At 71.3% G+C, this 19664-nt stretch carries 18 protein-coding genes and 1 pseudogene; 9 read left to right on the top strand and 10 right to left on the bottom strand.

The window, feature by feature from the left end; genetic code table 11:
• Positions 1-69: 69 nt before the first annotated feature.
• Positions 70-564: pseudogene (locus FLV34_RS43395) on the top strand (DUF998 domain-containing protein); the annotation flags it as partial.
• An 84-nt stretch (positions 565-648) separates the two neighbouring features.
• Here the strand turns inward: FLV34_RS43395 and FLV34_RS42510 are convergent.
• Together FLV34_RS42510 and FLV34_RS17400 are read right to left on the bottom strand one after the other, a co-directional pair.
• Positions 649-1659 carry a hypothetical protein gene (locus FLV34_RS42510; RefSeq protein WP_240971999.1) on the bottom strand — a complete coding sequence of 337 codons (1011 nt, stop codon included), beginning with the start codon at positions 1657-1659 and terminating at the stop codon, positions 649-651.
• Between the two features lie 172 nt (positions 1660-1831).
• A complete protein-coding gene (locus tag FLV34_RS17400) occupies positions 1832-2809 on the bottom strand; it encodes a malate dehydrogenase (protein WP_142651054.1) in 978 nt (325 codons plus the stop codon).
• A gap of 368 nt (positions 2810-3177) precedes the next feature.
• Here FLV34_RS17400 and FLV34_RS17395 point away from each other — a divergent pair, with 368 nt between their 5' ends.
• The gene (locus tag FLV34_RS17395; RefSeq protein ID WP_147943582.1) at positions 3178-5055 is read left to right on the top strand and encodes a glycoside hydrolase family 6 protein; all 1878 of its coding nucleotides are present in this window, start codon (positions 3178-3180) and stop codon (positions 5053-5055) included.
• A gap of 124 nt (positions 5056-5179) precedes the next feature.
• On the opposite strand, the gene FLV34_RS40505 is transcribed toward FLV34_RS17395, so the two are convergent.
• The 4 genes from FLV34_RS40505 to FLV34_RS17380 all read right to left on the bottom strand — a co-directional run bounded on the left by FLV34_RS40505 (position 5180) and on the right by FLV34_RS17380 (position 7625).
• On the bottom strand, positions 5180-5356 hold the full coding sequence (locus FLV34_RS40505; RefSeq protein ID WP_167530540.1) for a hypothetical protein: 177 nt from the start codon (positions 5354-5356) through the stop codon (positions 5180-5182).
• Between the two features lie 105 nt (positions 5357-5461).
• Entirely contained in the window at positions 5462-6430 is a 969-nt protein-coding gene (gene dapD, locus FLV34_RS17390; RefSeq protein ID WP_147943581.1) for a 2,3,4,5-tetrahydropyridine-2,6-dicarboxylate N-succinyltransferase, read from the bottom strand.
• A 159-nt stretch (positions 6431-6589) separates the two neighbouring features.
• Positions 6590-6796, bottom strand: coding sequence for a DUF397 domain-containing protein (locus FLV34_RS17385; protein WP_147943580.1), 207 nt, complete (start codon positions 6794-6796; stop codon positions 6590-6592).
• Complete coding sequence (locus FLV34_RS17380; protein ID WP_205830954.1) at positions 6783-7625, bottom strand: helix-turn-helix transcriptional regulator; 843 nt, start codon at positions 7623-7625, stop codon at positions 6783-6785. Before FLV34_RS17380 ends, FLV34_RS17385 begins: the two co-directional genes overlap by 14 nt.
• Before the next feature lie 229 nt (positions 7626-7854).
• Between FLV34_RS17380 and FLV34_RS17375 the strand changes: the two genes are divergently transcribed.
• The 6 genes from FLV34_RS17375 (at position 7855) to egtD (ending at position 12987) form a co-directional block, all read left to right on the top strand.
• On the top strand, positions 7855-8073 hold the full coding sequence (locus FLV34_RS17375; RefSeq protein ID WP_142651050.1) for a hypothetical protein: 219 nt from the start codon (positions 7855-7857) through the stop codon (positions 8071-8073).
• A gap of 128 nt (positions 8074-8201) precedes the next feature.
• Entirely contained in the window at positions 8202-8477 is a 276-nt protein-coding gene (locus FLV34_RS17370) for a hypothetical protein (protein ID WP_142651049.1), read from the top strand.
• A 374-nt stretch (positions 8478-8851) separates the two neighbouring features.
• Positions 8852-9988, top strand: coding sequence for an ergothioneine biosynthesis glutamate--cysteine ligase EgtA (gene egtA / locus FLV34_RS17365; RefSeq protein ID WP_142652628.1), 1137 nt, complete (start codon positions 8852-8854; stop codon positions 9986-9988).
• The gene (egtB, locus tag FLV34_RS17360; RefSeq protein WP_261985812.1) at positions 9985-11295 is read left to right on the top strand and encodes an ergothioneine biosynthesis protein EgtB; all 1311 of its coding nucleotides are present in this window, start codon (positions 9985-9987) and stop codon (positions 11293-11295) included. Before egtA ends, egtB begins: the two co-directional genes overlap by 4 nt.
• A gap of 3 nt (positions 11296-11298) precedes the next feature.
• Positions 11299-12000 carry an ergothioneine biosynthesis protein EgtC gene (gene egtC / locus FLV34_RS17355; RefSeq protein ID WP_142652627.1) on the top strand — a complete coding sequence of 234 codons (702 nt, stop codon included), beginning with the start codon at positions 11299-11301 and terminating at the stop codon, positions 11998-12000.
• A gap of 9 nt (positions 12001-12009) precedes the next feature.
• Complete coding sequence (egtD, locus tag FLV34_RS17350; protein ID WP_142652626.1) at positions 12010-12987, top strand: L-histidine N(alpha)-methyltransferase; 978 nt, start codon at positions 12010-12012, stop codon at positions 12985-12987.
• A gap of 3 nt (positions 12988-12990) precedes the next feature.
• Here the strand turns inward: egtD and FLV34_RS17345 are convergent, their stop codons facing one another.
• Positions 12991-14376: a HAMP domain-containing sensor histidine kinase gene (locus FLV34_RS17345; RefSeq protein ID WP_222709541.1), complete on the bottom strand. Its 1386-nt coding sequence runs from the start codon at positions 14374-14376 to the stop codon at positions 12991-12993.
• A gap of 217 nt (positions 14377-14593) precedes the next feature.
• On the opposite strand from FLV34_RS17345, the gene FLV34_RS17340 reads away from it, so the two are divergent.
• On the top strand, positions 14594-14917 hold the full coding sequence (locus FLV34_RS17340; protein ID WP_147943578.1) for a hypothetical protein: 324 nt from the start codon (positions 14594-14596) through the stop codon (positions 14915-14917).
• Here the strand turns inward: FLV34_RS17340 and FLV34_RS17335 are convergent.
• From FLV34_RS17335 to FLV34_RS17325, 3 genes are all read right to left on the bottom strand, one after another.
• Positions 14896-15525, bottom strand: coding sequence for a DedA family protein (locus tag FLV34_RS17335; protein WP_147943577.1), 630 nt, complete (start codon positions 15523-15525; stop codon positions 14896-14898). The genes FLV34_RS17340 and FLV34_RS17335 overlap by 22 nt on opposite strands.
• 268 nt (positions 15526-15793) lie before the next feature.
• Positions 15794-16318 carry a DUF6789 family protein gene (locus FLV34_RS17330; protein ID WP_187280656.1) on the bottom strand — a complete coding sequence of 175 codons (525 nt, stop codon included), beginning with the start codon at positions 16316-16318 and terminating at the stop codon, positions 15794-15796.
• Positions 16319-16401: 83 nt separating this feature from the next.
• A complete protein-coding gene (locus tag FLV34_RS17325) occupies positions 16402-19374 on the bottom strand; it encodes a LuxR family transcriptional regulator (RefSeq protein WP_147943576.1) in 2973 nt (990 codons plus the stop codon).
• Positions 19375-19664: the final 290 nt, after the last annotated feature.

Below are 19664 nucleotides of genomic sequence, written 5' to 3'. Positions count from 1 at the left end.
ATCCCTCAGGGACGGCTCGGGTGGATCTCCGATGGGCCGGTGCCCTTCCCGCGGCCAGAGTGAAGAGCCATGGGAATGGTCTTGGGATACGCGCTGGTCGCGGCCGGCGCCACCGCGATGTTCGCGCTGCACCTGGTGGGAGGGCTCGACCCGCTCACGGCGACGATCAGCCAGTATTTCTACGCGCCGGACGGCTGGCTGTTACCCCTCTCGCTGACGTCGATCGCCGTGGGCTCGGCCGTGCTCGCCGTACGGCTCGACCGGCTGGGGCGGCTCGACCGGCGCGCAGCGCTGCTGGTGGGCCTGTGGAGCGCCTGCCTGCTGCTGGTGGCCGGGTTCCCGACCGATCCGCTGGGCGCGCCGCTGTCGCTCTCCGGCAACATCCACCGCTATGCGGCCTTCGTCGCCTTCGCCAGCCTGCCGGTGGCCGGGCTGCGCGTCGCCCGGGCCACCCGTTCGCGTCTGGTGCGTGTGCTGTGCGCCGTCGCGCTCGGCTCGCTGGTCCTCGTGGTCGTGCCGTACGTGTTCCGGATGCTGGGCCTCGACCCCGGGACGGTGCCGGCCGGGCTCACCCAGCGCCTCACCGTCGTGACCGAGATGGCGGCGCTGGTGGCCATGTCGATATCCGCGTCCCTGGCGGCGCCGAGGTCAGCCGCCGCAGCTCTGGTAGGTGTAGACGCCGGGCCGGACCTTGTATCGGTCGCGGACCCGGGTCGTGCCCGTCCGGGTGTCGATCGTGAGGACGGTCACCACGTCGCGGGCGCGCTCGTAATCGGAGACGTGGACGGTCACCTCGTGCTCGCCGGTCCAGTCGACGGTGTCGGGCGAAACGTCCTTCGGCAGCGCGATGGGCACGGAGCCTCCCGTCTGGTCGGTCCTGACGTCGTAGAAGCGCAGCGCGGCCTTCTTGCCGCTGCCGGTGACGAAGGCGACCGTGCGGCCGTCGGCGGCCAGCGCCCACGGGCCGTTGTTGGCCACGATCTGGGGTGGGACCGCGCCGGTCAGCTCGGCGCCCGTGAGGTCGTGGACGGACAGCCCGGTGGTGTTGGCGCCGGCGTCCCGCGGCAGGAGGACGGCCGAGCCGTCCGCGCTGAAGCCGGAGAACCCGTCCGACTTCGGGATCGTGCCGGTCGCGGCCGCCCGCGCGACGTCGAACAGGCGGCCGTGCGTCGCGCCGTGCTCGTCGGTGTAGAGGAGGGCCAGGCGGCCGCCGTCCTGGGACATGTCCAGCCAGACCGAGTCCATGCCGACGCCGCGCGGTAGCGGCGTCTTCGGCATCACGCGGACCCCCTTGAGGACCCCGCCGTGGAACTCGCGCACCACCAGGCGGTGATCGGACTTGCGGAAGTAGGCCACCGACTCGCCGTCGCCACTGACGGTGAGGGGCGCGCTGGTGCTCTTGTCGACCTTTCCCTTGGCGTCGATCGGCCACAGCATGGCGTCCTTGAGCGCGACCCGCCTGCCGTCGAGCAGGTCCAGCCGCCAGGTGTGACACGGCACCTCGGTGCCGTCCTTGATCCGGCAGGCGTCCACCGAGGCGTAGCGGATCGAGTGGTGCGTGGTCTGGGCCGTGGCGGGCGCGGCCGTCGTGAAGATCGTGAGCGTGGACAGGGCGAGGCCGGCCAGACCCGAGACGACCGGCAGGGCGGGGTGGCGCATGACTTCTCCTTTCTGGGAGGCCATGCAATTGGACCAGCCCCGGGCGTCGCCGGTTCGTCACATCTCTGTTGCGTACGCCTCGCCGTACCGGGTGACGGACCCCGGACGGCACGAAGGGGCGGGCCCGCGGCGGGCCCGCCCCTTCGTGCGCGGTCGTCAGACGAGGCGGTCGTCAGATGAGACCGAGAGCCCGCACGGCGTCGCGCTCCTCGACCAGCTCGTTCACCGAGGCGTCGATCCGCTCACGGGAGAACGGGTCGATGTCCAGGCCCTGGACGATCTCCCAGCGGCCGTTCCTGGACACCACGGGGAAGGACGAGATGAGGCCCTCGGGCACGCCGTAGGAGCCGTCGGACGGGATGGCCGCCGAGGTCCAGTCGCCCTCGGGCGTGCCGTTCACCCAGTCGTACACGTGGTCGATCGCCGCGTTCGCCGCGGACGCCGCCGAGGACGCGCCGCGCGCCTCGATGATGGCGGCGCCGCGCTTGGCGACGGTCGGGATGAAGGTGTCGCGCAGCCACTCCTGCTCGACCAGCTCGGCCGCGATCTTGCCGCCGACCTCGGCGTGGAAGAGGTCGGGGTACTGCGTCGCGGAGTGGTTGCCCCAGATCGTCATCTTCTTGATCTCGGTCACCGGCACGTTCAGCTTGGCCGCGAGCTGCGAGAGCGCGCGGTTGTGGTCGAGGCGGGTCATGGCGGTGAACCGCTCGGCCGGAACGTCCGGAGCCGCGGACTGCGCGATGAGCGCGTTGGTGTTGGCGGGGTTGCCCACCACGAGCACGCGGATGTCGTCGGCCGCGTGGTCGTTGATGGCCCTGCCCTGCGGGCCGAAGATGCCGCCGTTGGCCTCAAGGAGGTCGCCGCGCTCCATGCCCTTCGTACGCGGGCGGGCGCCGACGAGCAGCGCGATGTTGGCGCCGTCGAAGGCCTTGGCCGGGTCGTCGGAGATCTCGATGCCCCGCAGCAGCGGGAACGCGCAGTCTTCGAGCTCCATCGCGGTGCCCTCGGCCGCCTTGACGGCCTGCGGGATCTCCAGAAGGCTCAGCTTCACCGGAGTGTCCGCCCCGAGGAGCTGACCCGAGGCGACGCGGAAGAGCAGCGCGTAACCGATCTGGCCGGCCGCGCCGGTGACGGTCACTTTGACGGTCATGACGATCCCCATTCGCGATATGTGTGACTCACGGATGCTACCCGCCGGGCGGGTTCCTCCCGTGACCAGGTGGCGCCGTGTTCCCGCGTCGCGCGGGTTCCCCGCTTCCGCGTGTCGGGGGCCGGAGGAGACATCCGGCCCCCTGGCCACGCGTTTCGCCTGCGGAAGGGTGAAACTTTCACGAAACACGTAGGTGACTTCAGACGTAACAGCGTGACGGAATCCCTGCTCGGACGCGAAGTGAACGCCGCGCCGCGACTTCGCCGTTCATCCGCCCTTGACGGGTCCCTGTACGGCGCCGGAGGCGGTGCCTATGGTTCGTGGGAGCGCTCCCAAGCGCAGAATTCATCGCCAGGAGGACCTTCCCAATGAGATCCACCCCCCGACCGGGAGCCGTGAGCTCCACGGTGCGCCGCGGCCTGGTCGCGGCGGCCGTGCTCGCGCTCGGTTCCACGGCGGCCGTCGCCACCGCCACCTCGGCGAGTGCCGCGGTCTCCTGCAAAGTCACCTACTCCGCCAGTGAGTGGCAGGGCGGCATGTCCGTCAACCTGACCATTCAGAACCTGGGCGACGCCATCAACGGCTGGACCCTCGCGTTCACGTTCCCGAACAGCAGCCAGAAGGTCACCCAGGGCTGGTCGGGCAACTGGAGCCAGTCGGGCAGCAACGTGACCGTGACCGCCATGGACTGGAACAAGTCCATGCCCACCGGCTCCTCGACGAACATCGGCTTCAACGGCACCTGGTCCGGGAGCAACCCGACGCCGACCGACTTCAAGATCAACGGCGTCTCCTGCAACGGCACCCCGCAGTCGCCGTCGCCCTCGCCGTCGCCGTCCGTCTCGCCCTCGGCCTCTCCCTCGGCTTCTCCCTCGGCCTCCCCGAGCGTGTCCCCGTCGGCCTCGCCCTCCCCGCGGGTCTCGCCGTCGATCTCCCCCTCGCCGTCGCCCTCCCCGTCGACCTCGCCGCCGCCGCCCGGGACCCACGTGGACAACCCGTACTCCGGCGCGACGGGCTACGTGAACCCGGACTGGTCGGCGAGCGCCGCCTCCGAGCCGGGCGGCTCGCGCGTGGCCAACATGTCCACGGCGGTCTGGCTGGACCGCATCGCGGCGATCAGCTCCGGCTCGGCCGGCAACAACAGCATGGGCCTGCGCGACCACCTCGACGAGGCGGTCAGGCAGGACGCGGCCAACGGCAGCACGCCTCTCACGATCCAGGTCGTCATCTACGACCTGCCGAACCGCGACTGCTCGGCGCTCGCCTCCAACGGTGAGCTGAAGATCGCGCAGAACGGCCTCGCACGGTACAAGAGCGAGTACATCGACGTGATCGCCGACATCATGTCGGACTCGAAGTACTCGAACCTCCGCATCGTGACGATCATCGAGCCCGACTCGCTGCCGAACCTGATCACCAACGTGAGCTCGTTCCAGGCGTGTCAGGAGGCCCAGTCCTCGGGCGCCTACGTCCAGGGTGTGCAGTACGCGCTGAACAAGCTGCACGCGATCAAGAACGTCTACACCTACGTGGACGCGGCGCACCACGCCTGGCTCGGCTGGGACAACAACTTCCAGCCGATGGTGAACCTCTTCTACCAGGTCGCCAGCGGCACCACCGCCGGCGTGAACAGCATCGACGGGTTCATCGTCAACACCGCCAACTTCGGCGCGACGGTCGAGCCGTACTTCACCATCAACACCTCGGTGAACGGCCAGTCGGTGCGTCAGTCCCACTGGGTGGACTGGAACTGGTACGTGGACGAGCAGTCCTTCGCGATCGCTCTCCGCAACGCTCTGGTGGCGAAGGGCTTCCCGAACACGCTGGGCATGCTGATCGACACCTCCCGCAACGGCTGGGGCGGTTCGGCCCGGCCGACCGGTCCGAGCACGTCCACCAACGTGGACACGTTCGTCAACGAGTCCCGCGTCGACCGCCGCATCCACGCCGGCAACTGGTGCAACCAGTCCGGTGCCGGTCTCGGTGAGCGTCCGAGGGCGAACCCCGCCACCGGTCTCGACGCCTACGTCTGGATCAAGCCCCCGGGTGAGTCGGACGGCTCCAGCTCCGCCATCGACAACGACGAGGGCAAGGGCTTCGACCGCATGTGCGACCCGACCTACGGCGGTAACAGCCTGAACGGCAACAACCCGAGCGGCGCTCTCGCGAACGCCCCGGTTTCCGGCCACTGGTTCTCCGCTCAGTTCCAGCAGCTCATGCAGAACGCCTACCCGCCCCTCTCGTAACACGAGGCGCGAGTGACAGCGGGCCCCGCCGCACCCGCGGCGGGGCCCGCCCCTTTGTGCGCCCGGTCTTTGTGCGCCCGGTCTTTGCGCGCCCGGTCTTTGCGCGCCCGGTCATGTCGCCGGGTCAGGAGTAGTGGCTCGACCTGCTGCTCCGGGTGAGCTTGAGCACGACCGACACGATCAGCGCGATCGCGCCGATGATGAGAACCCACTTCAGCGCGCCGAAGATGAGCCCGATGACGGAGCCGAGAAGGAAGAAGCCGACGACCACGGCTGCGGCGATGAGGAGAATGCGTCCCATGCCTTCACGGTACGGGCCGCCCTCCCGCCGGTCACAGGGCCGAAGGCCAAGTTCAGGGCAGACTCAGGGTCATCTCAGGGTGGGGGGAGGGGGCCCGCTCCGGCGTCAGTCGTTGGCGTGCAGCGCCGCGTTGAGCTCGATGCCCCTGCTGTCGCGGGACACCGCCTCGACCGCCCCGGTCGTCGAGTTGCGGCGCAGCAGCAGGCCCGACTTGCCCGACAGCTCCCGCGCCTTCACGCCCGCCCCGTCCGGCAGCGTGACCTTGGTGCCCGCCGTGACGTACAGCCCGGCCTCCACGACGCAGTCGTCGCCGAGCGAGATGCCGATGCCGGAGTTGGCCCCGAGCAGGCAGCGCTCGCCGATCGAGATGACCTCCTTGCCGCCGCCGGACAGCGTCCCCATGATCGAGGCGCCGCCGCCCACGTCGGACCCGTCGCCCACGATCACCCCGGCCGAGATGCGGCCCTCGACCATGGACGCGCCGAGCGTGCCGGCGTTGTAGTTGACGAAGCCCTCGTGCATGACGGTGGTGCCGCTCGCCAGGTGGGCGCCGAGCCGTACGCGGTCGGCGTCGGCGATCCGCACCCCGGAGGGCAGCACATAGTCGACCATGCGGGGGAACTTGTCCACGCCGTACACGGTCACCGGGCCCCGGGCCCGCAGGCGCAGCCGTACCTCCTCGAACCCCTCCACCTTGCACGGGCCGTGGTTGGTCCACACGACGTTGGACAGCAGCCCGAAGATCCCGTCGAGGTTGAGCGCGCGCGGCCGGACCAGGCGGTGGGACAGCAGGTGCAGACGCAGGTACACGTCATGCGTGTCGGCCGGCGGGGCAGACAGGTCGGCGATGCCGGTGCGCACGGCCACGACCTCGACGCCCCGGGCGGCGTCGGGGCCGACGAGGGCCGCCATGGCCGGGTCGAGCTCGTCGCCCGCGATCCGCTCGGTGCCCACGGCCGGGGGCTCGCCCAGCGCCGGGGAGGGGAACCAGGTGTCCAGCACGGTGCCGTCCGCGGCGATCGTGGCAAGGCCGATGCCGTACGCACCCGAGGTGGTGGAGTCGATAGCTGTCATGTGCACCAACGCTACCGGCTCACGGCGAAAGATCCCCAGGACGGACGACGCGGGCGGCGCTGCCGATCGCCGCGAACAGGTGCTCGGGCCACTCGGTCAGGGATCGACGCCCGTCACGTGACAGAAGGGGCACGCCGCACCTGGTCGGTCGCCGGGTGATCAGCTGCCGAACTCGCCGTTCTTGACACCCGCGATGAAGGCGCTCCACTCGCTCGGGGTGAAGGCCAGGACCGGGCCCGTGCGGTCCTTGCTGTCCCGTACGGCCACCACCCCCGGCAGGTTCGTCGCCACCTCGACACAGTTGTTCCCGCCACCGCTGTAGCTGGATTTACGGAACTCGGCACCGGACAGATCAGGGGAGATCATGTTCACTCCTCGCCGCAGTTATGAGCTCTGCTGACTTCTCGGGGGACAGGCATATGTTGAGGATGCGTTCGAATGTCAGCATAAGCCGCCGTACTTGATCGGTCGCCTCTACGTACACGTCGCCGGCTGGCCCTTCGACGTATCCGACGTCAGGATCCTCGTCGTCGAAACTCAGCACGGAGAAGCCTCCCTCCATGCCGCCGTGGGCGCCGGCCGCCAGCGGAAGGACCTGGATAGTGACGTTCGGCCAAGCCGCGACTTGGAGGATGTGATCAAGCTGGCGTGCCGTGAGGCCCGGTGATCCGACGGGCTTGTGCAGGATGCCCTCGTCGAGCAGAGCGTGCACAGTAGGGGCGTGAGAGCCGAGAAGGTTGATCTTGCGTGCCATGCGGGCGTCCACGCGCCGGTCGATGTCCGGCGAAGCAAGTTCGGGTCTTGTAGCGCAGATGATCTCGCGGGCGTAATCCTCGCTTTGGAGCAGGCCGGGAACCAGCGTAGGTTCCCACATTCGGATGGCCGTCGCCTCGCTTTCCAGCGCGATGTAGGAGCCGGTGAAGACGTCGCTGTAGGCGGTCCACCAGCCTCGTTTGCCGGCGTCCTTGCCGAGCTGGATCAGGCCAGCCTTCCCGCTGCTGTCCACGCCGTACAGATCGCAGGCGTTGCCGATGTCCTCCGCGCTCGGCAGCAGCCGCGCGTTCTCGACGCGATTGAGCTTCGAACGGCTCCACCCAAGCTGGTGGGCTGCCACCTCGGGTGAGAGACCCGTCTGCTCACGGAGTCGCCGCAGTTCGCGACCCAATCGGCGGTGTCTCACAGTGGGACTTCTCATCACCAAGCCCTTGGATAGTCATGATCGCGTGAAGATTGCCCGCACAGTTCCTTGCCATCTCGCACTGTGCGAGCCATGATGTCGCAGAGCGGACACGAACAGTAAAAGAATGATGACAGAGGGGAGCGGCTAAGCAAAGTCATCGCCATCAGAGGCGATACAAGGACGGACCCGCCCGTCGCGGGCACGATCGGACGGGTCCTTGATCAGGAAGCGAGGTTCCTGACCCATGACCCAAGATAGGGCCGCTGCGCCCGGCACGGAGTTCGCCGGGTGGCGGATCATGAGGAGCGACGCCGGCCGCTTCTGGGCGAGCCGTGAACGGCCGTTCCCATCGGAGGCCGAGCAGGCGGGTGCTTGCCGTACCGTCGACGCCGACAACCTGCGCGAACTGTGTCAGGCCATCGCGGAACAGGAGAGCCTGGCCGAGATGGCGGTGCTCCGATGATCGGAAACCGCATCACGACGTCCGCCGGAGTCGGCCTCCGCAATCGGAAGGGACCAGCTACGTGGGGCATGCCTTTCCGACCGGGCCGTACGGCTGAGCGTTCGCGCCGGTCGTGCCCGCCCTGGTGCGTGGAGCCCCACATCGATGAGCCTCCTGGTGAGCGCATTCACAACGCCTGGCTGCGGTCCATCGAGCTGAACGCGATCCCCCTGGCCGGGCAGCCACAGTGGATGTGGATCGATCTCAGCCTCGGGCCGGGTGACGCCGAGCCCCGCGTCCACCTGAGCATCGAGGATCGCTCCTTTGTAGAGCTGACGATAGGTGAGGCGCGGAGCGTCGGAACGCATCTGATCGGCCTGGCCGCTCTCGGTGTGATGGAGATCCCGCCGACGTCGCCCGTCTGATCCTCGTACGCAACGTACATCCCCTCTCAAGCCTGCCGGTCGTTGCCGCCCGCGACCGGCAGGCTCGGGCGGTCTACGCGCACAATCCGGGCGCCGTGGGCGTCGGTGTGACGCTCCTCCGCTACGCCGGGGGTTCTGTGGGTCCCCGGCGTGATCGGCCTCGCCCGCCTCGTACGGCGGAAGGGCGTGGTGCTCGCCAAGGTGGCGGGCGTGGGTGCGGCCCTCGGTGATCCGGATGCGTGACGAGGGCTGATCGGCGGGGTGTGACGCCCGATAGCTACCTGTTTGGATGGGTTTCAGGTTGAATGGGGCAATTACGGGGAAAGCTGACTCGGCACGACATAGTCGGCAGACCTCGGCCCGATGGGGGGCGAATGACCGACGTGCAGAGGTACGCCAGGGACTGCTTCCGCGGGGTCACCTCCGACCGGTTGGGCGTCGAGCTGGAGTTCCTGGTCTTCGACGCGGACAACCCCGTGCTTCCTGTCCCCATCGCTCGGATCGCGGGGGCGCTCCCCGTGCTCACGGGTGGCAGCCGGGTGACGTTCGAGCCGGGCGGGCAGCTCGAACTGTCCGCCCCGCCCGACGTCCTGCCTGTCGCCGTCGCCAGGCTCACCGCCGACGTCGACGCCGTACGGCTCGCGCTCGCCCGGGCCGGGCTGCGGCTGGGCGGCCGCGGCCTGGACACCCTGCGCCCGGCCGTGCGGCAGTTACGAGAGCCCAGGTATGAGGCGATGGCCGCGTTCCTGGAACGGCCGCACGGCCTGACGATGATGTGCTCGACGGCGTCGATCCAGGTCAACCTGGACTTCGGCGCCGACCCCCGGGCCCGCTGGGAACGCGCCCACGCGCTCGGCCCGGTGCTGGTGGCGGCCTTCGCCAACTCGCCCTTCGACGGGTGGGCCTCCGGCCGCCAGGCCGTGTGGGGCAGGCTCGACCCGAGCAGGACCGCGCCGGTCGCCCGGGACTTCGACGGGCGCGGCGACCCGGTGGGCGACTGGGCGCGCTACCTCCTCGACGCCCGGCTGATGCTGGTCCGGGGGTCCGGCGGGCTCCGGCCGGTGCTCGACGGCTCGGCGTTCCGCGACTTCGCGCGCGTGGCCGGGCGGCCTCCCGGCGAGGCCGACCTCGCCTACCACGCCACCACGCTCTTCCCGCCCGTACGGCCCCGGGGCTGGCTGGAGGTGCGCTACCTCGACGCGCAGGGGGCCGCCGAGTGGCCCGTGTGCGTGGCCGTCGTCCACGCGCTCGTCACCGACGACAGGGCCGCCGCGATCGCCATGGAGGCGGCCCGGCCGGTCGCCCACCGATGGGCGGACGCCGCCCGTCTCGGTCTCGCCGACCCCGGCCTGCGCCGGTCGGCCTCGGCCTGCTTCCGCGCCGCCGCCGAGGCCCTGCCCCGCCTCGGGGCCGAGCCCGCGCTGGTCGCCCGGGTCCGCGCGTTCGCCTCTCGGCACATCGAGTCCGGCCGATCGCCGGCCGCCGATCAGATGGAGGAGATACTCGCGTGACCGATCTCGACGCCGTTCTCGGCAACGCCGGCCCGACCGGCCTGAAGGAGCGGATCGCGGCCGAGCTCGCCGCCGTACGCGAGCGGTCGCTGGCCTACACCGACGCCGACGACGACCTGCTCGTGCGCCAGCACTCGCCGCTGATGTCGCCGCTGGTCTGGGACCTCGCCCACGTCGGCAACTACGAGGAGCTGTGGGTGCTGCGCGAGGTGGGCGGCATCGAGCCGCTGCGCCCGGAGATCGACCAGCTCTACGACGCGTTCAGACACCCGCGCAAGGACCGGCCGTCGCTCCCGCTGCTCGGCCCGGCCGAGGCCAGGAAGTACGTCTCCGGCGTACGCGGCCGGGTGCTCGACGTCCTCGACCAGGTGGACCTGACCGACCCCGATCCGCTGCGGTCCGGCGGCTACGTCTTCGGGCTGGTGCTGCAGCACGAGCACCAGCACGACGAGACCATGCTCGCCACGATCCAGCTGTCCCGGCGGCCCGGCCTGGTCCGCGACGGGGAGCTGCCGCCGGGCAGGCCCGCCGCCGACCCCGAGGTCCACATCCCCGGCGGCGTCTTCAGGATGGGCACCGACACCATCGGCTGGGCGTACGACAACGAGCGGCCGGCCCACCGGCTCTACCTGCCGGGCTACCTGATCGACCGCCACCCCGTCACCAACGGGGCGTACATGGAGTTCATCGAGGACGGCGGCTACCGCGACCCGCGCTGGTGGCTGCCCCAGGGGTGGGAGTGGGCCGAGCGCAACGGCGTGGAGGCCCCGCTGTTCTGGACGCGCGACGGCGGCACCTGGTGGCGGGTCCGGTTCGGCAGGGAGGAGCCGGTGCCGCCGGACGAGCCGGTGCAGCACGTCTCCTGGTACGAGGCAGACGCGTACGCCCGGTGGGCGGGCAAGCGCCTGCCGACCGAGGCCGAGTGGGAGAAGGCGTGCGGCGGCCGCACGTACCCCTGGGGCGAGGCCGACCCCGGCCATCTCGGGCGCTGGGCCAACCTCGGCCCCCGCGCGGCCCGGCCCGCGCCCGCCGGGGCGTTCCCGGACGGCGCGAGCCCGTACGGCGTGGAGCAGCTCATCGGGGACGTGTGGGAGTGGACCGACTCGTGGTTCCAGCCCTATCCCGGCTATCGGTGCTTCCCCTACGAGGAGTACAGCAAGGTCTTCTTCGGGGAGACCTACCGGGTGCTGCGCGGCGGGTCGTGGGCCACCCATCCGTCCGCCGTCCGCACGACCTTCCGCAACTGGGACTACCCCATCAGACGGCAGATCTTCGCCGGCTTCCGCTGCGCCCGCTCCGAGGAGTGAGGGATGTGCCGCCACGCGGCGTGGCTGGGCCCGGTGCGGTCCCTGACCACGCTCATCAGCGACTCCTCGCACGGCCTGCTGCACCAGGCGTACGCGCCGCGCCTGCAGAAGTACGGCACGGTGAACGCCGACGGGTTCGGCTTCGGCTGGTATGACGGCTCGCGGCCCGTGCGCTACCGCCGTACCGTGCCGATCTGGGCGGACGCCAACGTGCCCGGCCTGGCCGGGGCGGCCCGCTCGCACTGCATGATCGCGGCGGTGCGGTCGGCCACGGCCGGGATGCCGATCGAGGAGACGGCCACCGCGCCGTTCGCCGACGGGCCCTGGCTGCTCAGCCACAACGGCAGGGTCGGGCGCGAGGCCGTGCGGCCACTCGCGCCCGACGCGGAGAGCGTGTGCGACTCGGCGTGGCTCGCCGCGGCCGTGTTCGCCCGGTTGCGTGACGGCCTGCCGCTCGCCGGCGTCCTGCCCGCCGTGGTCCGGGCGGCGTCCGAGGAGGACCCGGAGGCCCGGCTCAACCTGCTCGTCACGGGAGGTTCCCACCTGGCCGCCGTCGCGTGGGGCGACACGTTGTTCACGCACCTGGAGGAGGGGGTGCTGGTCGCGAGCGAGCCCCTGGACGACCGGCCGGGCTGGCGGGCGGTGCCCGACCGGAGCCTGCTGCTCGCGTCCCCCGACGGCGTTTCGGTGACACCGATCGATTGAGAGGCGACCATGGTTACCGATCATCTCGGCGGCGACTATCTGCGCCAGGCTCTGGAGAACGACGTGCGCGCCGGGCTCACCTCGTCGCCCAAGTGGCTGCCCCCCAAGTGGTTCTACGACGCCGCGGGCAGCGAGCTGTTCTCCCGCATCACCCGGCTGGCGGAGTATTACCCCACCCGGTGCGAGCTGGAGATCCTGCGCCGCCGCGCCGTCGACGTCGCCGGCCTCAGCCGGGCCGACACGCTCGTCGAGCTGGGCTCGGGCACGAGCGAGAAGACCGTGCTGCTGCTCGACGCGCTGGCCAACGCGGGCACGCTGCGGGCCTACACGCCGGTCGACGTGGACGCCGTCACGCTGGAGGCGGCGGCCGGGCGGCTCGCCGTACGCTATCCCGGCCTGGACGTGCGGCCGGTGCGTGCCGACTTCGAACAGCACCTGGCGCTGCTGCCGAGGACCGGCAGGCGGCTGGTGGCGTTCCTCGGCGGCACGATCGGCAACCTCCCGCCCGCCGCGCGGGAGGTGTTCCTCAAGGAGCTGCGGGCCACGCTGCGGCCGGGCGACACCCTGCTGCTCGGCGCCGACCTGGTGAAGGATCCCGCCCGCCTGGTCAGGGCGTACGACGACCCGCAGGGGGTGACGGCCGCCTTCAACCGCAACGTGCTGCGCGTGCTCAACCGGGAGCTGGACGCCGGGTTCGAGCCGGAGGCGTTCGAGCACGTCGCGCTGTGGGACGACGACAACGAGTGGATCGAGATGCGGCTGCGGGCCACTCGGCCCATGGAGGTGCCGATCAGGGCGCTCGGCCTCACGATCCCGTTCGCCGAGGGCGAGGAGACGCGTACGGAGATCAGCGCCAAGTTCCGCAGGGAGGGCGTGCTCGACGAGCTGTCCCGGGCCGGGTTCGCGGTCTGCCGCTGGTACACCGACAGTTCCGGCGACTTCGCGTTGACCCTGGCCGCGGCCGGGACCGCCGTGGGCGTCACCTGAGCGTCACCGGGTGAGCTGCGCCCTGGCGCTCGCGAGCAGCGGCAGGCGCAGGACGAAGCGGGCCCCGCGCGGGGAGTCCTCGATCCGCAGCGTCCCATGGTGCGCGTCCGCCGTGAGGCGGCACAGGGCGAGGCCGAGCCCGGTGCCCTTGGGGTCGCGGCGGCGGCCGTCCTTCAGGCGGACGAACGGCTCGAAGACCCGCTCGCGGTCCTCCGGCGCGATGCCGTCGCCGTCGTCGAGCACGGTGACGACCGCGTCGTCCCCGGCCCGCCCGACGATGACGTCGACCTTGCTGCAGGCGTGGCGCTGCGCGTTGACCAGCAGGTTGGTCAGCACGCCGCACAGCTGGACCCGGTTGCCGAGGACGGTCACCTCGTCTTCGGCCTCGACGTGCACGTGCACGGGCACGCCGTTCGTGCGGGCGGCGGCCTCCTCGCGTGCGATCGCCGCGAGGTCCACCGGCTCGTGTTCCGCCGCCGCGGACGTGCGGACCCGGGCGACCGTGAGCATCTCGTCGATGATCGCCTGGCACCGCTCGGTGGTCCGCACCGCCGTACGGATCGTCTCGTAGGGGTCGGTGTCCTCACGGTAGAGCAGAGCCTCCTCAAGTTGCGTGCGCAGCCCGGCGAGCGGGGTCCGCAGCTCGTGGGAGACCATCGAGGCGAAGTGCCGCTGCTGACGCACCGAGACGTCGAGGCGGTCGAGGAAGCTGTTGGAGGCCCGCGCGAGCTCGGCGATCTCGTCGCGCCCGGGCGGCTGGGGAACGCGCAGGCTGAGGTCGCGCACGCTGATCTCGGTCACCTTCTCGCGGATCTCTCTGACCGGACGCAGCGTGCGGCCTGTGGCACGCCAGCTCGCCCAGGTCCATCCGGCGGTCATCATCAAAACTCCGATCGCGATGAACAGTTCCAGCCGATGCGTGGCCAGGAGGCCGGGCTCGGCCCTCCCCGCGTACACGGCGTGGGGCTCGCCGCCCCAGAACAGCCGGGACTGCACCGGCAGGACCCGTACGGCGGTGAGCACGATGCACCGGTCGCCGTCGGGGCACTCGATGCGGTACTGCAGCCGGTCCTCGCCCCCGGGGAAGGGGGACGTCAGCGGGGCCTGGCCGCTCGCCGCCCGGCTCGCGGTGATCACCCGGTTGCGGGAGTCGACGAGCTGCACCAGGTCCGCGTGGCCGGCCGGCGGCTCGGGGACGCCGTTGGGGCCCATCCCGGCGATCCAGTCGGTCGCGACCCGCTGGGTATCGATGAAGAGATGGCTGTGGATCCGGCTGCGGATGGCGAGGTCGAGGCCGAACCCGATCACCGTGAGGACGATGAGGGACAGGACCGCGCTCATCAGGGCGGTCTGCGCCTGGATCGAGCGCGGGCGTAAAGGCAAAGGCATGTGCCGGCCCGCCATGACCCCTCCATCCGTGTACGCAATGCAATGGCTAGGAAAAAATCTTAATAAGGGATATCCGGGAACGACGACTCCTGAACGTGTCAAATGGAAACCCTTGCGAGAACAAGGCGAAGGATCGACGTCGTCTTTGCCTGATCAACCATTTGCGCTGGTAGACGGCTTGGCAGATGCTTTTCCAAATGTGACGGATGGTTTTCGTGTGAAAATCGTGCTCGCTCCGGCGAGCGAGGACGAGACAGGCGGCGACCACGGCCGCGATCGCCGGCCAGAGGACGACGACCAGGGGAACTGCGCGCCCGCCTTCTGCGCCAGCCCGGCGCGCATTCCGAGCAGCGCGGGAACGGCCACGACGAGACCGAGCACGGTGCCGATCGCGGTGACGAGCGCCGCCTCGGCCGCCACCGCCTCGGCCGCCACCGCCATGGCCAGGCCGCCCGCGACCGACACGGCGCCCGTGATCCACCACGCCGACGACCACCGCCGGGTGCTCGCCGTGCTCGCCTACCTGCGCGCCGCCGTCTGAGCGGGTTCCGGGGACGGCGCGGGCAGACGCCGGGCGGCGCGCCGCTTCCTGAGCCATCTCACCAGCTCGGCGACCGCGGTGATCGACAGCGCGATGCCGAGGCCGAGGAGCAGGCCCTTGATCGGGTCGTTCTCGAACGCCATCCCGCCGAAGAAGCCGATCAGCCCGGAGTACACCGCCCACGAGCCCGCCGCGATCGCGTCGAAGAACGTGAACGAGCGCAGCGGATGCCGTACGGCGCCCATGGTGAGCGTGGTCGCGGTGCGCCCGCCGGGGATGTACCTGGCCACGACCAGGACGAGACCGCCCCGCTCGGCCAGCGTGTCGCGCGCCCAGACGAACGGCTTCGTGTTCCGCAGCCTGCCCGCCGACCTGCTGCCGATCAGATAGGAGACGTGGTCACCCGCGCACGCACCGAGAGCCGCGACAACGATGACCAGGGCCAGGTTGGTCTCGCCCGACGCGGCGAACACCGCGGCGGTGATCACCGAGGTCTCGGCCGGAACGACCGGGAAGAACCCGTCGAGCAGCGCCAGGGCGAACAGCGCCACGTACAGCCAGGGCGATGACATCACCTGGTGGACCAGGTCGAGGATGGCGTGCGTCATGGGCGTGACTCCGATCGTTGGACACCCGTAAACCGTGTCGGCCTGGGGGCATCGGAGACATCCGGGAGATCCCGGATCGGACGCGGGCCCATCCCGCAACCGGGATCAGGGCCGGCACCCCGTGAAGCTGGGAACGCCGCAGGTCACGGCACATCGGACTGCACGTCACCGCCTGCATCCACCTGAAGGGCGGGCGGCGGCCCTGCCGGACGGGCCGTCGGCGAGGTATCCCGAAGTCGGCTTCTGGTAACCGGACGAGCGGCCGGGATCAGCGTGCGGCGGCCGGCTCGGGGGTGGGCATGACGCGCCGGACCTGCTCGCGCATGCCGGGCGCGAGCTCGGCCGCCATCTGCCCCTTCTCGGTGCGCAGCCGGTTGAGCGCGAAGGCGAGCGCGGTGCCCCACAGCAGGTGTCCCGCCAGCAGCGCGGCCTGGCGGCCGGGGCGGTCCTTCGGGACGGGCGGGTACGCGCCGATGCTCGGCGCCATGCCCTGATAGCCGAAATACCACACCAGCAACCCGTACGCCGTGCCGATCGGGACGGGCACCCGCTGCCCGGCCGACAGCAGGCCGAGCACAGAACCACAGGAGGAGCCGAACGCGAAGTGCGCGATCGTGCCCAGCACGTTCTCGCCCCTCCTGGGCTTGTCCCGCCCGGAAAGGGACAGCCGTGCGAACCGCCGCGGCGGCGGCTCCTCCAGCAGGCCGGCCCTGTCCGCCGCCATCAGCATCGCGCTGTACACCGCCGTCGCGAGCGCGCCGCCGACGGCGCCGTTCACCAGGTTGCGCATCATGAGGAGGCTTTTCCCACCCGGGCCGGATCGCCTGCCCTCGCGGTGCCCCGTTCTCGGTAAACAATCAAGGCCCAGCGGCGCGGTCACGATTTCGCGGACGTCGCGTAGAGCGCGCGGGCGACCCCGACACGATTGGACACGCCGAGCTTGGCGAAGATCCGCGACAGGTGCATCTCCACGGTCTTCTGGGTGACGTAGAGCCGATCGGCGATCTCCCGGTTCTTCAGCCCTTCGCTGACCAGCCGGGCGATCTGCCGTTCGCGTTCGGTGAGGAGGGCGGCGCCGGGCAGGCCGCCGGGCGGGCCGGAGGGCATCAGCGACTCCGTGACGACGTGCTCGGTCACCGCTGCGGTCATGTCTGTGGCGCTCGTCGGTCGTGCGGCCGGACCGGTGAGCACAGGCTGTTCCCGGCCGCACCTGTTCGCCGCCTCCGCGACGCCTCTGGCCCGCGCCGCGTCCCACGCCAGCCCGGCGGCGTCCAGCGTCGCGGCGGCTTCGAACGCGGCCTTCGCCCCGGCCACCGCCTCGGCCGCCGCATCGGTGGCGGCGAGGACCTGTGCCCGGGCGAGCAGCGCGACGGCCGCGGGCACGGGGGAGTCGAACCGCGCGGCGAGAGCCTCGGCCGCGGTGGCCCATCGGGAGGCCACGTCGGGCCGCCCGGCGTCGAGCGCCGCGCGGGCGAGCAGTTCGTATCGCCGCACCGTCGGACCCGCCGCGCGGTCGTCGCCGGCGATATCGAGCAGACTCCGGCAGCCGTCGGGATCGCCCGCGGCCAGCCTCGCCTCCGCGACCATCTCGGTGGCCAGTGCCCCGGGCCAGCCTCGCACGACCGGCGGGCCGGACGCCGCCAGGCGGCGTCGCAGGGTGTCGAGGTCGCCCACGCGGGCCGCGACCAGGCAGCGCGCCGCCTGCGCGTAGGAGCGGAGGGCGGTGCTCCCCGACAGCCAGGCCGCCTGCGCGGCCTCGTCGGCGCTCTCCTGGGCCGCCGCGAGCCGGTCGCCGGCGCACAGCGCCATGACACGCGCCACCAGCGCCTGGCATTCGACGGCCCACCGGCCCGTCGACCGGCTGACGGCCACGGCACGATCGAGATGCCGAATCGCGTCGTGGGGGCGTTCGAGGAGAAGCGCGGCCCAGCCGATCCAGAGCGGCGCGTCGGGCCGCGCGGCGAGCTCGTCGTCGGTGAGGGCGCCGAGGACCGCGGCGGCCCGGGGGAGTTCGCCGAGTCCTCCCGCCGACGGCGTCGCCGAGAGCACGGCCGCGACGGCGAGCGTCCCCCGGGCCGCGCAGCCCAGCAGGCGAAGGCCGAGCCGATCGGCCATGCGGCAGGCGCGTGCGGCGTCGTCGCACGCCACGGCGGGGTCTCCGCTCGCCGTTTCGAGCCACGCCTGCTCGTACGACAGGATCGCGCGATCGGCCTCGTGCCGGGGGTGCGCGAGCTCGGCGCGTACGAGGACGCGCGCTTCGCCGGATCGGCCCACAGCGTGCAGAAGATGGGCACGCTCCGCGACCACCGTGGTGCGCAGGCCGGAGACGCCGGGCGGGAGCGACCGCAGGGCCTCGCCCAAGGCGTCGGACGCCGGTTCCGGCTGCCCCGCCGACACGCAGGCTCTGCCGAGCGCGAGCAGCAGGCCGACGCGGCCGTCGGGATGATCGTCGTCATCGCCGGGAAGCAGGTCGAGGGCCGCCCGCCGCCATTGGGCCGCCCGCCGGGGACATGTCGCCTCGATCTCGTCGGCGGCCACGGCGAGCAGCGCGACCGCCGTGCGGTCGCGCGAGGTGGCGATTCGCGTGACGTGCGGCGCCCTCTCGACCGCCCTCTCGACCGCCCTCTCGACCGCCCTCTCGACCGCCCTCTCGACGGGCATCCCGGTGGCGACGGCGGGCGTCCGGCCGCCGGTCAGCAGGCGGGCCACCCGTGCGTGCGCGGCGAGCCGCCAGCCGGGGCTCACGCCGTGGTAGACGGCGCGGCGCACCAGTGGGTGCCGGAACCCGAAACGTCCGGTGCCCGCCACGAGACGGATGAGGTCGTGGGAGGCGATCTCGTCGATGGCAGGATAGGCGTCGTCCTCGTCGAGCTCGGCGACCGCGGCCACCAACGGCACGGTGAGAGGATCGCCGAGCACCGAACACGCGGCGACGACCAGCCTGCTCGTGTCCGACAGGCGGGCGACCTCGGCGGTCACGCCCGAGGCGAACCACGGCGGCACCGGGGCGATGTCGGCCTCGTCGATGCCGGGCGGGCCGCCGTCCAGCAGATCGGTCAGGGCCGCGAGATAACCCGGATTGCCCTCGCTCGCGCGGTACAGATCCCTGCGCCATCGCACGGGCAGGTCCTCGTCGATCAGCGCGAGGGCGTCGCTCTCCGCCAGCGGTTCCAGGTGCAGACGGGTGAGCTCCCGCGCCGTGTCCGCGGCGGCGCGCAGCCGCGGGGACGCCTGCCGGGGCCGGTGCGCGAAGGCCAGGAGCACAGGGGCGCGCGGCGGCGTGGACAGCAGCCGCGACACCACGTCGATGGTGCCCGCGTCGGCGTGATGCAGATCGTCGAGGACGAGGGCGATCGGCCGCGACGCGGCGAGAGTCTCCAGGAGCATGCGTACGGCGTGGCCGGCGCGGCGGGGCGCGGCGGCCTCCGGCGGCGCGCAGCCGCCCGCGGCAAGGGAGGGAAAGACAGCCGCCAGCACGTCCCCGTGGACCGTCGTCAGCCCCTCTGGCCGTACGCTCCGCATGGTGGCGGAGAGCGGACCGTCCAGAGCGTCGACGATCGCTCCGAACGCCAGATCGCCGTCGGCCGGGTGCGGCCGTCCGGTGAACACGGCGGCTCCCGCCGCCTGTGCGATGCGGGTCACCTCGGCGAGCACCGCGGTCTTGCCGATTCCGGGATCTCCGCTGATTTCGACGAGAGCGGAGCGGCCCTCCGACAAGCGGGAAACGGCCGCTTCGATCTCCCGGTGTTGTGCCTCCCGTCCGATGAGCGGACCCGCCGACCGACATCGATTCGGCGCCGCAGCGGTCGTGTTTTCGGGTGCCGGATACCACCCTGACAGCGCACTCATTTCTGTCACTCAATGGCCTCGCACTCTTGTCGCGGTGCTTGCTAACCGGATTTCGGGCACGGTTGTGAAACGATCGGAGGGGTTGTGGGAGCGCTCCCACAATGTTTACAGAATTGTCCGCGGAATGTCAGTGGCCGCTGAGTGGCAAGAAATGTCCTGGCAGGTTGTTGTCAGCCGCCTGCTTTGGCCTGCGTCGTGAAAGTGGCGCCGCCGCCCGCGCGTCCACGCTCCGTAAGGGTGCGGCGACGTGGTGTGGGACCGGTCCACAAGTCCGCCGACATGCTCCGGTT

Source organism: Microbispora sp. CSR-4 (genome assembly GCF_008033685.1).
Taxonomy (GTDB): domain Bacteria; phylum Actinomycetota; class Actinomycetes; order Streptosporangiales; family Streptosporangiaceae; genus Microbispora.
The sequence above is the reverse complement of the archived record's forward strand: the minus strand, read 5'-3'. Positions and strand labels throughout refer to the sequence as shown.

Bases quoted from the DNA above. Each gene is read 5' to 3' on its own strand.
- FLV34_RS40505 (WP_167530540.1), bottom strand. From the start codon at position 5,356: ATGGGACGCATTCTCCTCATCGCCGCAGCCGTGGTCGTCGGCTTCTTC.
- FLV34_RS42510 (WP_240971999.1), bottom strand. From the start codon at position 1,659: ATGCGCCACCCCGCCCTGCCGGTCGTCTCGGGTCTGGCCGGCCTCGCC.
- FLV34_RS17330 (WP_187280656.1), bottom strand. From the start codon at position 16,318: ATGATGCGCAACCTGGTGAACGGCGCCGTCGGCGGCGCGCTCGCGACG.
- FLV34_RS17395 (WP_147943582.1), top strand. From the start codon at position 3,178: ATGAGATCCACCCCCCGACCGGGAGCCGTGAGCTCCACGGTGCGCCGC.
- FLV34_RS17325 (WP_147943576.1), bottom strand. From the start codon at position 19,374: ATGAGTGCGCTGTCAGGGTGGTATCCGGCACCCGAAAACACGACCGCT.
- FLV34_RS17400 (WP_142651054.1), bottom strand. From the start codon at position 2,809: ATGACCGTCAAAGTGACCGTCACCGGCGCGGCCGGCCAGATCGGTTAC.
- egtA (WP_142652628.1), top strand. From the start codon at position 8,852: ATGACCGACGTGCAGAGGTACGCCAGGGACTGCTTCCGCGGGGTCACC.
- FLV34_RS17380 (WP_205830954.1), bottom strand. From the start codon at position 7,625: ATGAGAAGTCCCACTGTGAGACACCGCCGATTGGGTCGCGAACTGCGG.
- FLV34_RS17335 (WP_147943577.1), bottom strand. From the start codon at position 15,525: ATGACGCACGCCATCCTCGACCTGGTCCACCAGGTGATGTCATCGCCC.
- egtC (WP_142652627.1), top strand. From the start codon at position 11,299: ATGTGCCGCCACGCGGCGTGGCTGGGCCCGGTGCGGTCCCTGACCACG.
- dapD (WP_147943581.1), bottom strand. From the start codon at position 6,430: ATGACAGCTATCGACTCCACCACCTCGGGTGCGTACGGCATCGGCCTT.
- FLV34_RS17375 (WP_142651050.1), top strand. From the start codon at position 7,855: ATGACCCAAGATAGGGCCGCTGCGCCCGGCACGGAGTTCGCCGGGTGG.
- FLV34_RS17385 (WP_147943580.1), bottom strand. From the start codon at position 6,796: ATGATCTCCCCTGATCTGTCCGGTGCCGAGTTCCGTAAATCCAGCTAC.
- FLV34_RS17345 (WP_222709541.1), bottom strand. From the start codon at position 14,376: ATGCCTTTGCCTTTACGCCCGCGCTCGATCCAGGCGCAGACCGCCCTG.
- egtD (WP_142652626.1), top strand. From the start codon at position 12,010: ATGGTTACCGATCATCTCGGCGGCGACTATCTGCGCCAGGCTCTGGAG.